Source organism: Aminipila terrae (genome assembly GCF_010120715.1).
Classification (GTDB): domain Bacteria; phylum Bacillota; class Clostridia; order Peptostreptococcales; family Anaerovoracaceae; genus Aminipila; species Aminipila terrae.
This window is the reverse complement of sequence record NZ_CP047591.1, coordinates 1,846,342-1,859,475: the sequence shown is the minus strand read 5'-3', so window position 1 is coordinate 1,859,475 and position 13,134 is coordinate 1,846,342. Positions and strand designations below refer to the sequence as shown.

General features: G+C 36.8%; 13 protein-coding genes and 1 pseudogene. 7 read left to right on the top strand and 7 right to left on the bottom strand.

The annotated features are described in order from the left end of the window. Positions 1 to 291 precede the first annotated feature (291 nt). From Ami3637_RS18555 to Ami3637_RS08880, 4 genes are all read left to right on the top strand, one after another. Positions 292 to 1,011: a M20/M25/M40 family metallo-hydrolase gene (locus tag Ami3637_RS18555; RefSeq protein ID WP_330586555.1), complete on the top strand. Its 720-nt coding sequence runs from the start codon at positions 292 to 294 to the stop codon at positions 1,009 to 1,011. After that, complete coding sequence (locus Ami3637_RS18550) at positions 948 to 1,754, top strand: peptidase dimerization domain-containing protein (protein WP_330586554.1); 807 nt, start codon at positions 948 to 950, stop codon at positions 1,752 to 1,754. Before Ami3637_RS18555 ends, Ami3637_RS18550 begins: the two co-directional genes overlap by 64 nt. Positions 1,755 to 1,838: 84 nt before the next feature. Continuing rightward, positions 1,839 to 3,755 (top strand): OPT family oligopeptide transporter, encoded by a 1,917-nt coding sequence (locus tag Ami3637_RS08885; RefSeq protein WP_162362257.1) that lies wholly within the window; start codon positions 1,839 to 1,841, stop codon positions 3,753 to 3,755. Continuing rightward, entirely contained in the window at positions 3,745 to 4,095 is a 351-nt protein-coding gene (locus tag Ami3637_RS08880; protein WP_162362256.1) for a PqqD family peptide modification chaperone, read from the top strand. Before Ami3637_RS08885 ends, Ami3637_RS08880 begins: the two co-directional genes overlap by 11 nt. A gap of 126 nt (positions 4,096 to 4,221) precedes the next feature. Here the strand turns inward: Ami3637_RS08880 and Ami3637_RS08875 are convergent, their stop codons facing one another. From Ami3637_RS08875 to Ami3637_RS08860, 4 genes are all read right to left on the bottom strand, one after another. Then, entirely contained in the window at positions 4,222 to 4,503 is a 282-nt protein-coding gene (locus Ami3637_RS08875; RefSeq protein ID WP_162362255.1) for a DUF503 domain-containing protein, read from the bottom strand. A 280-nt stretch (positions 4,504 to 4,783) separates the two neighbouring features. Continuing rightward, a complete protein-coding gene (locus tag Ami3637_RS08870; protein ID WP_162362254.1) occupies positions 4,784 to 5,101 on the bottom strand; it encodes a hypothetical protein in 318 nt (105 codons plus the stop codon). A gap of 608 nt (positions 5,102 to 5,709) precedes the next feature. Next, positions 5,710 to 7,071, bottom strand: a complete 1,362-nt coding sequence (locus Ami3637_RS08865; RefSeq protein ID WP_162362253.1) for a hypothetical protein — start codon at positions 7,069 to 7,071, stop codon at positions 5,710 to 5,712. A 169-nt stretch (positions 7,072 to 7,240) separates the two neighbouring features. Beyond that, entirely contained in the window at positions 7,241 to 7,834 is a 594-nt protein-coding gene (locus tag Ami3637_RS08860) for a hypothetical protein (RefSeq protein ID WP_162362252.1), read from the bottom strand. Between the two features lie 467 nt (positions 7,835 to 8,301). Between Ami3637_RS08860 and Ami3637_RS08855 the strand changes: the two genes are divergently transcribed. Genes Ami3637_RS08855 through Ami3637_RS08845 form a run of 3 tightly spaced genes read left to right on the top strand, consistent with a single transcriptional unit; the run spans position 8,302 to position 10,150 of the window. Further along, positions 8,302 to 8,712, top strand: a complete 411-nt coding sequence (locus Ami3637_RS08855; RefSeq protein ID WP_162362251.1) for a BlaI/MecI/CopY family transcriptional regulator — start codon at positions 8,302 to 8,304, stop codon at positions 8,710 to 8,712. Between the two features lie 29 nt (positions 8,713 to 8,741). Next, a complete protein-coding gene (locus Ami3637_RS08850) occupies positions 8,742 to 9,875 on the top strand; it encodes a M56 family metallopeptidase (RefSeq protein ID WP_243158168.1) in 1,134 nt (377 codons plus the stop codon). A gap of 26 nt (positions 9,876 to 9,901) precedes the next feature. After that, positions 9,902 to 10,150: a hypothetical protein gene (locus Ami3637_RS08845; protein ID WP_162362249.1), complete on the top strand. Its 249-nt coding sequence runs from the start codon at positions 9,902 to 9,904 to the stop codon at positions 10,148 to 10,150. A 61-nt stretch (positions 10,151 to 10,211) separates the two neighbouring features. On the opposite strand, the gene Ami3637_RS18545 is transcribed toward Ami3637_RS08845, so the two are convergent. The 3 genes and pseudogenes from Ami3637_RS18545 to purH all read right to left on the bottom strand — a co-directional run bounded on the left by Ami3637_RS18545 (position 10,212) and on the right by purH (position 13,092). Next, a complete protein-coding gene (locus Ami3637_RS18545; protein ID WP_330586929.1) occupies positions 10,212 to 10,706 on the bottom strand; it encodes a phosphoribosylglycinamide synthetase C domain-containing protein in 495 nt (164 codons plus the stop codon). Then, positions 10,704 to 11,521 (bottom strand): annotated as a pseudogene (gene purD / locus Ami3637_RS18540) (phosphoribosylamine--glycine ligase); the annotation flags it as partial. The gene Ami3637_RS18545 and the pseudogene purD, both read right to left, overlap by 3 nt. Positions 11,522 to 11,559: 38 nt before the next feature. Continuing rightward, positions 11,560 to 13,092: a bifunctional phosphoribosylaminoimidazolecarboxamide formyltransferase/IMP cyclohydrolase gene (gene purH, locus Ami3637_RS08835; protein ID WP_162362248.1), complete on the bottom strand. Its 1,533-nt coding sequence runs from the start codon at positions 13,090 to 13,092 to the stop codon at positions 11,560 to 11,562. Positions 13,093 to 13,134 lie beyond the last annotated feature (42 nt).

Sequence of the window (13,134 nt, the reverse complement as noted above, 5' to 3'; positions counted from 1 at the left end):
ATTTAATCAGACCATTCCTATATCAACGGCCTGGGACACATCCTGATTTCATAAATGCTCCGATAAATTAATAATTTGATTTAACAGAAAGAGCATAAAAAAATTATATTATAATAATATTTATATGCGATAGATTCTGAGATTGAGATTTCCATTAATTTTGCCTCTTTGAAATAGTTTTTCCTACTCTTCTCAAACTAAAAAATACATTTAATCACTCCCTTTATTCGACATGATGCCTTATTTTTTTATGGTAGACTATATTATCCAATTTTAAGAAGGAGGTTTGTTATGGAAGACAGAGTATTGAAAAATCAAGAGCCTGCCGATGTGTTTTTCTATTTTGAAGAACTCAGCAAAATTCCCAGAGGTTCCGGCAACGAGCAGGCCGTTAGTGACTATTTGGTCTCTTTTGCAAAGGCTCATGGTCTGGAGGTCATGCAGGATGCAGCACTAAATGTGCTGATTAAAAAACCTGGCAGCCCAGGCTATGAAAACAGTCCCGGCGTGGTCATTCAAGGTCATATGGATATGGTCTGTGAAAAGGGCCCCGGTGTGCTCCACGATTTTTTAAGAGATCCGATTAATCTTCAGGTGCATGATGACATGATATATGCCACGGGCACTACGCTGGGGGCAGATGACGGTATTGCCGTTGCCATGGGGCTGGCTCTTTTGGCCGCCGAAGACATTCCCCACCCGCCATTAGAGCTATTAGTTACAACCTGTGAGGAGACGGGAATGGATGGAGCTCACGGACTGGACTCAAAATCCATCTCAGGTAGAACACTGATTAACATTGACTCAGAAGAAGAGGGTATTTTAACTGTCAGCTGTGCTGGAGGATGCATGGCCCGGATTAACATCCCCGTTTCCTGGGAGACTCCGGATACGAATATGAACTTTTTCTCCTTGACAGTGGAAGGCCTTCAAGGGGACATTCCGGAATGGAAATCCACAAAGGCAGAGCCAATGCAAATAAATTGCTTGCCCGCTTGCTGGATTATATGAATGCTAATTTATCTTTTACATTGTGCTCTATAGACGGTGGTTCTGCGCACAACGCTATTGCCCGGGATGCCAGAGCTGTCATCGGATGCCTCAAGGAGGATGAGGAATTGTTGCGCAAGCAATTAGATGACCTGGAGGCAGTACTACGAGATGAATTCAAAATAGCAGATCCGGACCTCCGCATTGTTCTATCCCCAATGGATAGCCAGCCTAAACAGGTCTTTACATCCAGTAGCGCCCAGCAGGTGGTCCAATTCCTGTACCTCATACCAAATGGAGTTCAAACCATGAGCATGGATATCGAGGGGCTTGTGGAAAGTTCTTTGAATCTGGGCGTCATTGAGACCAGGGAAGAGACGGTGGAAATCATCAGCTCTATCCGGAGCTCTTTGGGCAGTATCAAGGCGAATATCTTCAATACTATTGTTTCTATTGCACATCTTACAAATGGAAAGGTGGTTGAAGAGTCATCCTATCCAGAGTGGCGATACGACCCTGACTCAAACGTACGGGCATTATTTGCTGATTTATATGAAAAGATGTTTGGTGAAAAACCTCTGATGAATGCCATTCATGCCGGACTGGAATGCGCATTATTTGATGAAATGTTCCATGGGCAAATGGATATGATTTCAATTGGACCTACTATGATAGGGGTTCACACAGCAGAGGAACATCTGAGCATCCCTTCCACCCAGCGAACATGGAAATTTTTGAAAGAAGCACTTAAAAATATGGGCTAACTACAGTCAGATAAACCTTTTGGGTATTAACAGAATTGAAAATAAACATCTATTTCCAATAAATTGTTGAAAGGTGAGTGTTTTATGAATAAAAAACTATCCAAAGAAGCTTATGGCGGCGTATCTGGAAAAGACTACGTGCCATATATCTCTAACGGCTCCAAACTTGGAGGAAATATTGTCGTCTTAATTATCGGTATTTTATTAGCCGCACTATTTGCGGCCTCCACAGCTTACTCTGGCATGAAGGCTGGCCTTACTGTAGCTGCCGGTATCCCCGGCTCTATCTTAGGATCTGTATTCATTGCCATCTTTGCTAAGAAAAAGGGCATTCTGGGCAAAAACCTGATCCAGGGCATGTCCAGCGGTGGTGAATCCATCGCCAGCGGTATGATTTTCGTTATGCCAGCCATCCTTCTGATTGGCTCTCATGTTTCCGCTCTGGAAGGCTTCGTGATTGGAGCAGGTGGTGCCCTGTTCGGCCTGGGATCTATTTCTTTAATTTATAACTACCTGATTGTGGAAGAACACGGCAATCTGATGTATCCTGAATCCATGGCCATTTCGGAAACCCTGGTGGCATCTGAAGGTGCCAAAGATTCTATCAAGTTCATGGGTACTGGTTTTGTCATCGGAGGGATTCTCACTGTTTTGACCAGCTCCTTCCTGAACGTGACCAACAACGTCATCAGCTATGTAAATGAATCCTTCTATAAATGGCGTTTTCAGCTGGAGGTGAATCCTCTGCTGTTGGGTATCGGTTTTATCGTTGGTCTGCCAGTGGCACTGACTATGTTCTCCAGCTCTATCCTGTCCAACTTCGTCATTACGCCTCTGATTGGATATTTTGCCACTTTAAGTGGAAGCACGGCCCCAGTGTGGAATAATCCGTCTGTGGCCATGGGTTCCATGCAGGTAAGCGATATTGCTGGCAGCTATGTAAAATATATCGGTGCAGGTATCATGCTTTCTGGCGGCCTGATTGGTGCCATTCGCCTGATTCCTACTGTTGTCTCCTCTATTAAGGAGACTAAAAATGCTAAGGCCACAGGAGAAGGTGGCGGTACTCAGCAGACCGTCATTCTACTGGGTGGTATGGTAGTCGGTTTTGTGGGCGGCTTCATGATCTCCGGCGGCAATATTATGATGGCTATTCTGACCACCATTTTGTCCTTAATTCTGTCTATGCTGTTCACCATCGTTGCAGGGCGTCTGACTGGTACAATTGGTACTTCCAATCTGCCTGTCTCCGGTATGACCATCGCCTCCATCGTGATTGTTACTCTGCTATTTGTGGGCATGGGTTGGACCAGTGAAGTAGATAACCGTACCCTGCTGCTGTTTGGCACCTTTATCGTCACCGCCATTGCTACGGCTGGTGGCTATTGTCAATCTCAGAAGGTTACCTTCGTCATCGGCGGTGATAAGAATGAAATGCAGAAATACTACGCCATAGCCAGCATCGTGGGTGTGGTAGTTGTTACTGGTGTCATCTTATTACTTGCCAGCCAGCTGTCCATGACTGGTGATAACGTACCATTTGCACTGCCTCAGGCCAACTTAATGGCAACATTGACTTCTGGCATTATGTCCGGCAAACTTCCGTGGGTTATGATCATCGCTGGCATGTTTCTCGGCGTTGTCTTCTTCCTGCTTGATCTGCCTGTTATGACGGTTGCTATCGGATTCTATCTGCCAATCGCTACCACCTCCATCATTCTGGTAGGGGCTCTGCTTCGCGTACTTGTAGAAAAGGCATCTAAGAGCGAAGAAGAAAAGGATTACAGAATCTCCAACGGCGTGAGCCTATCCTCCGGCCTGGTGGCTGGCGGCTCCATCATTGGACTGATTGGCATCATCCTACAAGTAACTGGCGTGGTTGGCGCAACCCCTCCATCCGGATTTGCCAGCTCTAATGGTATGGCTTTAATCTTACTAGTGGTTCTGGTGGTTGCTACCATTATCCCTCTCATGAAAGCTAAACCAAAGAATGTCAGCTAAACAACCCAATTTATTAGATATCATATTTCAAGTTTCAAGCAAGCTTCTATATGAGGTCAGTGATGAGGGCATCGTGACTATACTGATTAAACAGGATCATATGATTCAACGCTTTTTCCGAAAGCTGAGGGTCAAAATCCCAGAATATCGGCAGATTGCGATGGATGACTTCGGAAGTTACGCCTTCCTGCAAATCGATGGCCATAAAACGGTACGGGAAATTGGTGAGGCGCTTGAAGCTAAGTTCGGAGATAAGGTGCACCCCCTCTATGAAAGACTGTCGCTGTTTCTGACCTATATTCAGCATCGGTGCCACTATATCGAAAAAGTTCAGCCTTAAGTTTCTCTAAAAAGCGTGGAAAGCGCTATAGTTACATAAGCGCAAACGCTAAAAATGAACAAAAATAAATACCCCTTGATGTAGGAAATAACACTACATCAAAGGGTATTTTTAATTTATCAGTATCTATAATAGTTCACGACTTACTGAAACTACTTCGGCTTCTGTATTATCTTCAATAAAATTAAGCACATTATCCAGAATACTGTTAGCATGGGCTGTTTCATCTGTTACACAGGCTATCCCTATTACAATAGCCTGGTGCATATCCTGTTTATCCACTTCTGCTATTGAAATATTGAATTTGTTGCCGGCCTTTGCGCAGATACTTTTTACAACCATACGTTTTTCTTTTAAAGAATGTACCCAGGGTGCATGAAGCTCAATTAACATGGTTCCTACAATCATAAGATGACTCCTTCCGTGTTTCAGTATATTATATGTTAATTGTCAATATTCTATCATAGATTCTCTGCCTAATCATTACCAAAAGATAAAGATAAAGTTCGGTTGATAAAAAGTTTAATCCAAAGGAGCAACGAGCTTTTAAATCAAAATCTAAATACCACTTTCCAGACCTATGAGGATAATTGCAGAGCAATAATCAACACAGCAGAACAAAGATTAGAAAAAATTCTTCGGTTCTTCACATACAGCACCACAAACAAACACCGTAAACGCAAAGTTTTTACAAATGATAAGTCACCTTTGTTATTTTAACAAGGGGAATGAGTTTGAATAGTTTAAATATTATTATATTGGAAATAGAATCTACTTGATCTATTCTCTTAGTTTTTACGTAGGTATTTACTTTATATGTATTTTCATTATTCTCTACACAAACCCTCTCAAGCCTCTCTGTATTTTTTCCTTCTAGCGAAATGACTTTGCATATCTCTAGCGGTAACTTCGTAACATTTTCATATTCAACATATGCATTAATATTTTCTCCATTTGTTATATATCCATGCATATCGTACTTTAATATCCATGTACCTGCAGACATATATAGGGAAATAATAATCACTATAATTATTATTTTTTAATATAAAGAAAATTTGTATTAAAATAATAGTTGGCTAATAATAGGATTACAATGATATTACAGGCAATGGATATCCATACAAAATTATTTAATGAATGGTCTGGCATATTAATAATTTGGTTTAACAGAAAAAGCGTGCAAAAAATCATCAATATTAAATTTAAACTTTTAAGACGCATTATTTATATCCTCCAACATAATTACTATAACATAATATAGATTATAATAAACTTAAACATACTTCCTCGTATTCAACTCCTTAATTAACTCAGTTCCAAAGTATGTGCTAAGTAACGTTACTTCTTCATTGTCAGTTGTTAATTTAAAACCGCCTTTTTTAGAAGCATACTTGCTAAGTTGATTTTTTAAGTCATTAGGCAAAGTGATATTTAGTTCATTTAGACATTTTATATAATAATACAATTCTCCAATTGTAAAATTCTCTCTGCTTATATTTTTGTTTACAATCAAGTCAATGTCCTTTGTAATCGTTACGTTATTCCGATTAAGCAATACTAGGCAATAATATAATTCTTCATAATTTATATTATTCTGTTCTCTAATAATTTTTAATAAATATTTTTCCGCATTTTTATTACTGGTGTTTTTATTTCTTCTGGCAAAGGTTCAGAAATTAACCCACTTATCTGAAAAAGATAATATGCATTATTTATATCGTTTACTTTTATTTCTGAAGTTTCTAGATACTTTTTTACTATATCTACACTTTGGCTAAAATATGGTGTATCTTTTAATAAGAGCAAAGAATAATATACTTCAATTAAACTAATATTGTTTAATTCAGCCAATCTTTTCAACTCAGTTCTGACAAAGTTAAAATTATTGTACTCAATATCCTTTAAATTTTTAATTGCTAATATAGATAGCACACTTGGCAAAAGATTAGTTTTGCTAAAGTGATCAATTTGAAACATTCCATTACTGCTTTGTTTTTTATTGATATACTTAATTAAATCATCCTTTACATATCCTGAAAAATTTTCATTTTTTAGCATTCTTATTACGATATATGTACCTACCCCACTTGCATACGAATCCCGTTCTAAAGGAAATCCTCCTTTTTGTTGATTAAATATTATATCAACAGTTCCCTTCTCAAGTTTAAAGTCAGAGTCTAATAGCTGGAGCAACTCAACTATTAAATCTGTCTTTAGAATATCTTCATACGGTTGTTGCTTTATTTTCGTATATTCTTTATTAAGATACTCTATAAAACTTTGTATATCATTTATTTTTTTAATATCATAATTTAAATTATTTAAACTTAGAATAATAGAATAACTAGTTAATACATTCTTTTGGCTTTTTTGATTATTTTTCCATGAATTTAATAAATGATTTATTATAATTTTTCTTTCCTGTTCAGATAAGATTTTATTGTTTTTGAGTAAAGACAAAAAATATATTGAATTTATCATTTGTTCCTCATCTTTTTTTTCATTTTGATCTTGTTTATTTTCATTATAATAAATATTTTGTATTTGGCCATTTTTATCAATAATATTATTATTAACAAATGTTTTTATGTTTTTTAGTCTTAAACTATCAGGAGCTATTATTTCTAGCATATATATAATCTTACATAAATCTGTCAATTCAATATTCTCAGTCTTATTTAAATAATTATACAAACTTTTTTTCAATTCTTGCTTTTTATAAACGTGTCCATGTATCATCTGAAGTATACAAACATATCTCCATGTATCATCCAAACTTACTAATTTATTCTTTTCTAGCATTGATTCTATTGGAAGATATTTTCCTCTCTCTACTTCTGCTTCATGAAATAGTTCCAACGTGTTTTTTCTCCACCCATAGTCTGTCTCCGATGTTTCTTGGATATTGCAACCCACTGTAATTAAAAAAATTAATACTATCATTAATGAAATCAATTTTCTATATGTATACATCTTCCTTGAATCTCCCCAGCCCCTCCGTAAAGTTAATTACACTATTAATATTCTCTGAATAAATTCTATAATCACATTTACATAGCCTGTTAACTCTAACTTCAGAGTCAACAGACTATTAAATTTCCGTGTTTTACATTTCTAATCCATTCCTCATGATGGATTCATATTAGTTCCACCACCAAACATCCTCCGTCGCATTCATCCCTCCTAAAGTTGGATGATCAATATATGAGTTAACTTTAAATACTATTGATAGAGCAGTAATGCTTTGTATTTTTACATCATAATAAGAATGCTTAACTGATTTACTCTTTTTCTTTTCTGTCTCACCAAGATCACGAACATTGGTAAGCAAACTCCAATTGGAGCCATTATAACTTATTTGTGGTAATACTCCTGTAGCACTAACAGTTACCCCGGATTTCACTTTTAATGGTGTGCCTGTTCCTTGCCATTCTGTGTATCCATAGCCCTCAAATTGAGAATATACCACGCCTTCCCAAAATCCGTCAGACATAACACACTTACTATAAATTTTAGAATATGCTTTTTTCCCACTTCCCCAATTATTATCGTCATATTGACTCTTCCCTGGTATCATATGTGCAGATCTCGTAGTAATATTAGGGATAGAAACATATTGTTCATCCATATCCAAATTTTTATTTATAGTTGTTGTATATTTCTCGCCAGCAAAACTCACTCCAAAATTACATAATATTAATGATAATATTAAACATAAAATTATTGTTTTTCTCATATTTATTCCCCTTTATGTGAATTTAATTTAGTTTCATAAACAGTACTAGAATTTATTTGTTTGTGAATTACCATACAATCATATACATCACTCCTCTCTAGAGCCTTATTTTTTATTAATCCCCATAATGTCGATGATGACTCATTTTTCTCGTGTATGCCTCCAACAATTTTTTAGCCAAAAACTAAAAATATAATGCTCTGCAAAATGCCCAATCTTCAATTTTATAATTTAATATTTTTTCAATATATTGCACATTTAAATATATTTACAGAATTTATACTAAAATTATACAGTTGTATTCAACATAACTATATAATGCATTTAATCATTCAATTTGTCAACAATAAATTCAATAATATTTTATATCTTGACATAATATTTAACCGTCCTTTATAATGTTTTTATATAATTATTGGATAAAGTTCTTCTATAATCAGAAATTAAATTAGGAAAGAGTTGATTTTATGAGAGACAATAAATTTTCATTAACTCCAAATGAACAGGAAATTATGGAGCTTTTATGGTCGGAGAACCAGCCATTATCACGTTCCCAAATTATAGAGCTGTCCACCGAACGAAGCTGGAAATCCAGTTCCATTCATATATTGCTTAATCAACTATTGAAAAAGGAGGCAATTAAGGTGGATGGATTTGTTAAGACCGGGAAAAATTATGGTCGTACTTTTTCGGCATCGATTACCAAAGGAGATTATGAAGCTATGCAGCTTAAAAAAAGTTTTGGGACTTTTTCTTTAAAGTCCGCTGACTTGGGCGATTTCGTGGCTTCTCTCTTTCAAGATGAGGAAATTGATGATGAAACACTTAACCGTTTAGAGGCTATACTTGAGGCAAAAAAAAGGAGTAAGAAGAAATAGAAATGGGTATCACAGTTTTCTCTTTCGTGATGGCAATTATTTGGTTTAACATATTTATCGCGATGATTTCTTTTGTACGGTTGCGCAGTAACTTTATTATTAATTTCAGTCTTACTCCCTTGCTGCTTTTAACCGTTACGTGTTTTCTCCGCTTGCTATGCTCTTTTGAACTTCCTATTACGTTTGTTATCCATTCGACGTGGGTTTTTCCGGCTATCATAGATTTTTTGACTGTCTCAAGATTCTCTATTTGTAATAATGAAATTCATGTTTGTTTATTAAACTTAATTGTTCTTTTTTGGATATCTGGTAGTTTATATTTTCTACTAGTATATATACTGCAATCAATTCGACTGGTTAAAATCATACGGACTGAAAAAGAAACACAGGATAAGCAACTCCTTTTCTGCCTAAATCAAATCCAAAAAACAGGTCATAAAAAATTAAAAGTAAAGTTTATTCGAGCCTCATGGATTATTGTTCCAATGGTTACAGGCTTTCTAAAACCCACAATTTTTTTACCTGATATTTCCTTTACAGATAGCGAGCTAAAAAGCATACTATTACATGAATGGCATCATTTTCTAAATAAAGATATTTGGATTAAACTACTTATGTGCATAATCAGTATAATCTTCTGGTGGAATCCATTTGTTTATGCTTTAAAAGTAAACTTGAACCATATATTGGAAGTCCACTGCGACTTAAAACTTACCGCTAAAATGAATGATAATGACCGACTGGAATATTTAAAAAGTATAACAAAAATTATTAAATTTCAATTAAGTTTAAAAAGGGATTACGAATATAACAGACTTCCATCTATGTCTTTTTTAGTAAGCACGAATAATATGAAAAAAATCGAACAAAGATTTATGTTAGTATTGGATAATCAACCAAAGAAAAAAAATAAGTTCTCTTTAATTTTGGTATATGCCACAATTCTACTATCCTTTTTCTTTTCATATGTTTTTGTTCTCCAGCCTGTATATGAACCTACAGTTGAAGCCGGATTCGAACAATCTTTCTCCGTTTCCCCACAGAATTCATATTTAAAAAATAATAGAGATGGTACTTATTCGCTATATGTTAATAATCAGTATCAATTTGATATCACCAATATTTCTGAAGAACCATTTTTATCACTATCTATTAAACAATAATTCATTGCCCAAGGAGGAATTTATTTATGAACTTAAAAAAAATTTTTACTTATTTAACAGTCGGCCTACTGCTATCTTCTACAAACTATATTTTAAATGAAAATAATATGGTCTACGCCTCTTCATCAGAATTAAATGCGCCCACTGAAAATAGCAAGATTATTTATCGTGCTGCCGAAACGGAATGGCGCTTTCGAACAGTAAACGGAAAAGGACAAAAGCGTTTATGGTCCATCACCTACAACAAGTGGCTGACAAACTGGAAATGGGTATAAATAAAAGCATTGTTTACTATGTGCAAACAATGCTTTTATTCATTATTTCCATTATTATATTTTATTTTCTTACAATCAGCCCTATATCTGTTCTGTACTGCATTCCCTCAAAACTGATTTTTTTAACATTTTCAAAGGCTTTAGCTCTGGCTTCATCATGAGTATCGCCAAGTACAGCAACACCTAATACTCTGCCACCGTCCGTAAGGATTACATTTTCCTGCTCTGATGCTCCGCTGTCATTGTCTGAAACCATTGGTTTCTTTTCTTTAAATCTGGTTCCAGCATGAAATACAATTGCATCCTCATGAACCCCATTGAGGCCATGAATTTCTTTTCCTTTTTCATAATCCCCCGGATATCCACCGGATGCCAGAACAACACATACTGCCTTTTTGTGGCTCCACTTTATATTTACATCATTTAGTTTATTGTCAACTACCGCGTTAAAAATGTCGAATAAGTCACTTTCCAGTCTAAGCAATACAGACTGAGTTTCTGGGTCACCGAAACGGTTATTGAATTCAATAACTTTCGGCCCGTCTTCACCGATCATGAGGCCTATAAACAAAACGCCCTTAAAATCCAGCCCATCTTTTTGAAATCCCTCTAATGTGGGATTAAGGATCTCTACACGTATTCTTTCTTCCAGTTCTTTATTAAAAACAAGACTTGGGGAATAAGTACCCATCCCCCTGTATTGGGTCCTTTATCCCCATCAAAGATTCGTTTATAGTCCTGGGCAGATTCCATAGGAATAATCGTATGCTCATCCACAAAGCAAAGCATGGAGGCTTCAATCCCTGTAAGATATTCTTCTACAACGATTTTATCTCCTGCAGCGCCAAATACCTTTTCTCCCATCATTTCTTCAATGGCTTTGATAGCCTCTGGCTCAGTTTCTGCTATTACAACCCCTTTACCTGCAGCAAGTCCATCCGCCTTTATGACCATAGGATATCCGTACATTCCAACAGACTTTAACAGTTCTTCTTTATCGGTAAACTCCTTATAGCCAGCAGTTGGAATCTTGTGCCTTGCCAGAAATGCTTTTGTAAAGGCCTTACTTGCTTCAAGCTGTGCACATTTCTTATTTGGTCCAAAGACTCTTACTCCCTGCTTTTCAAGTTCATCAACAATGCCCATGGCTAAAGGAACTTCTGGCCCTATAACAGCCAGATCTATATTTTTTTCTTTTGCTGCTTTGCATATTCCATCTATATCCTCTGATTTCACCGGTATACATTCTGCAACCGCTGCAATTCCTGCATTACCGGGAGCACAATAAATTTTGTCTACTTTAGGACTTTGAGCCAGTTTCCACGCAATAGCATGTTCACGGCCCCCACTGCCTACAATTAATACTTTCATAACAAATTCCTTTCGTCATAAAAATTATAAGTTTATCCCTAGTGCTTGAAGTGGCGTACTCCGGTAAATACCATTGCAATGCCCAGTTCATTGGCTTTTTTGATAGATTCTTCATCTCTCACAGATCCTCCGGGCTGAATAATAGCGGTCACCCCAGCAGCAGCTGCTGCAGTTACGCAGTCATCAAATGGGAAGAAAGCATCTGATGCAAGTACAGAATCCTTTAGAGAAAAGTTTGACTGCTTTATTGCATTTTCAACTGCCCATATTCTGTTTACCTGTCCAGGTCCGATTCCCACAGTCTTTCCATCCTTTGCAATGACAATGCCGTTTGATTTGATATGTTTTACCACTTTCATGGCAAGTTTCATGTCCTCCATTTCCCGCTCAGTAGGAATTCTGTCTGTAACAATTTTTATCTCATCTTCATCAAACAATACCTCATCCGTATCCTGCACCAGCAAGCCGCCTGAAACCTTCTTGATATCAATCTGGCCTTCTGGCTTCTTTGTAATATCTGAAAGGGTAAGCAGCCTGATATTTTTCTTTTGAGTCAGGATAGCCATGGCTTCTTCTGTAAAATCAGGTGCAATAATAATTTCAAGGAAAATCTTGCTCATTTCCTTAGCTGTATCTGCATCAACAGTTCTGTTTGCTGCCACAATACCTCCATAGATGGAAGTAGGATCGCATTCATAAGCTTTGTTATAGGCTGAAAGAAGATCGAACCCTGTTCCTACACCACATGGATTCGCATGTTTCACAGCAACAACTGCAGGCTCTGTAAACTCCTTCAGGGCAGCCAATGCTCCCTGGGTATCATTTATATTATTAAAGGACAACTCTTTTCCATGAAGCTGGACAGCATTGACCAGGCTTCCTGCAGGTGCTTGTACTTCCTTATAATAGCAGGCCTTCTGATGAGGATTCTCACCATATCTTAAGTCCTGAACCTTTTCAAAAGTCAGAGTCAGATTCGATGGCAGCTCTGCTCCAATCTGCTTCCTTAAATAATCTGAAATCATAGCATCATATGCTGCTGTATGCTGAAATACCTTTAATGCCAGCCTATACTTTGTATCCATAGAAACGCTATGATTTTCTTTCAGTTCTTCTATCACATTTCCATAATCAGAAGGATCGCAGATAACAACCACATCTTTATGATTCTTAGCTGCAGAACGAAGCATTGTAGGTCCGCCTATATCAATATTTTCAATAGCTTCTTCTAAAGTAACACCTGGTTTTAAAATAGTTTCCTTAAAGGGATAAAGGTTAATGGCAACAATATCAATGGTCTCAATGTTTAAGTCTCCAAGCTGTTTCATATGTTCCGGTTTATCTCTTCTGGCAAGAATGCCTCCATGCACAGCTGGGTGCAGGGTCTTGACCCTTCCGTCCAGACATTCAGGAAATCCAGTCACTTCAGAGATGCCCATCACCTTTATGCCATTATCAGCCAGCCTCTGGTGAGTCCCCCCTGTAGATATAATTTCCACTCCAAGTTCTGATAATGCCTTAGCAAAATCAACTACACCTGTTTTATCAGAAACACTTATTAACGCTCTCATTTTTTATCCTCCAAATATGTCAATTAAAAAACTGTTTTATCT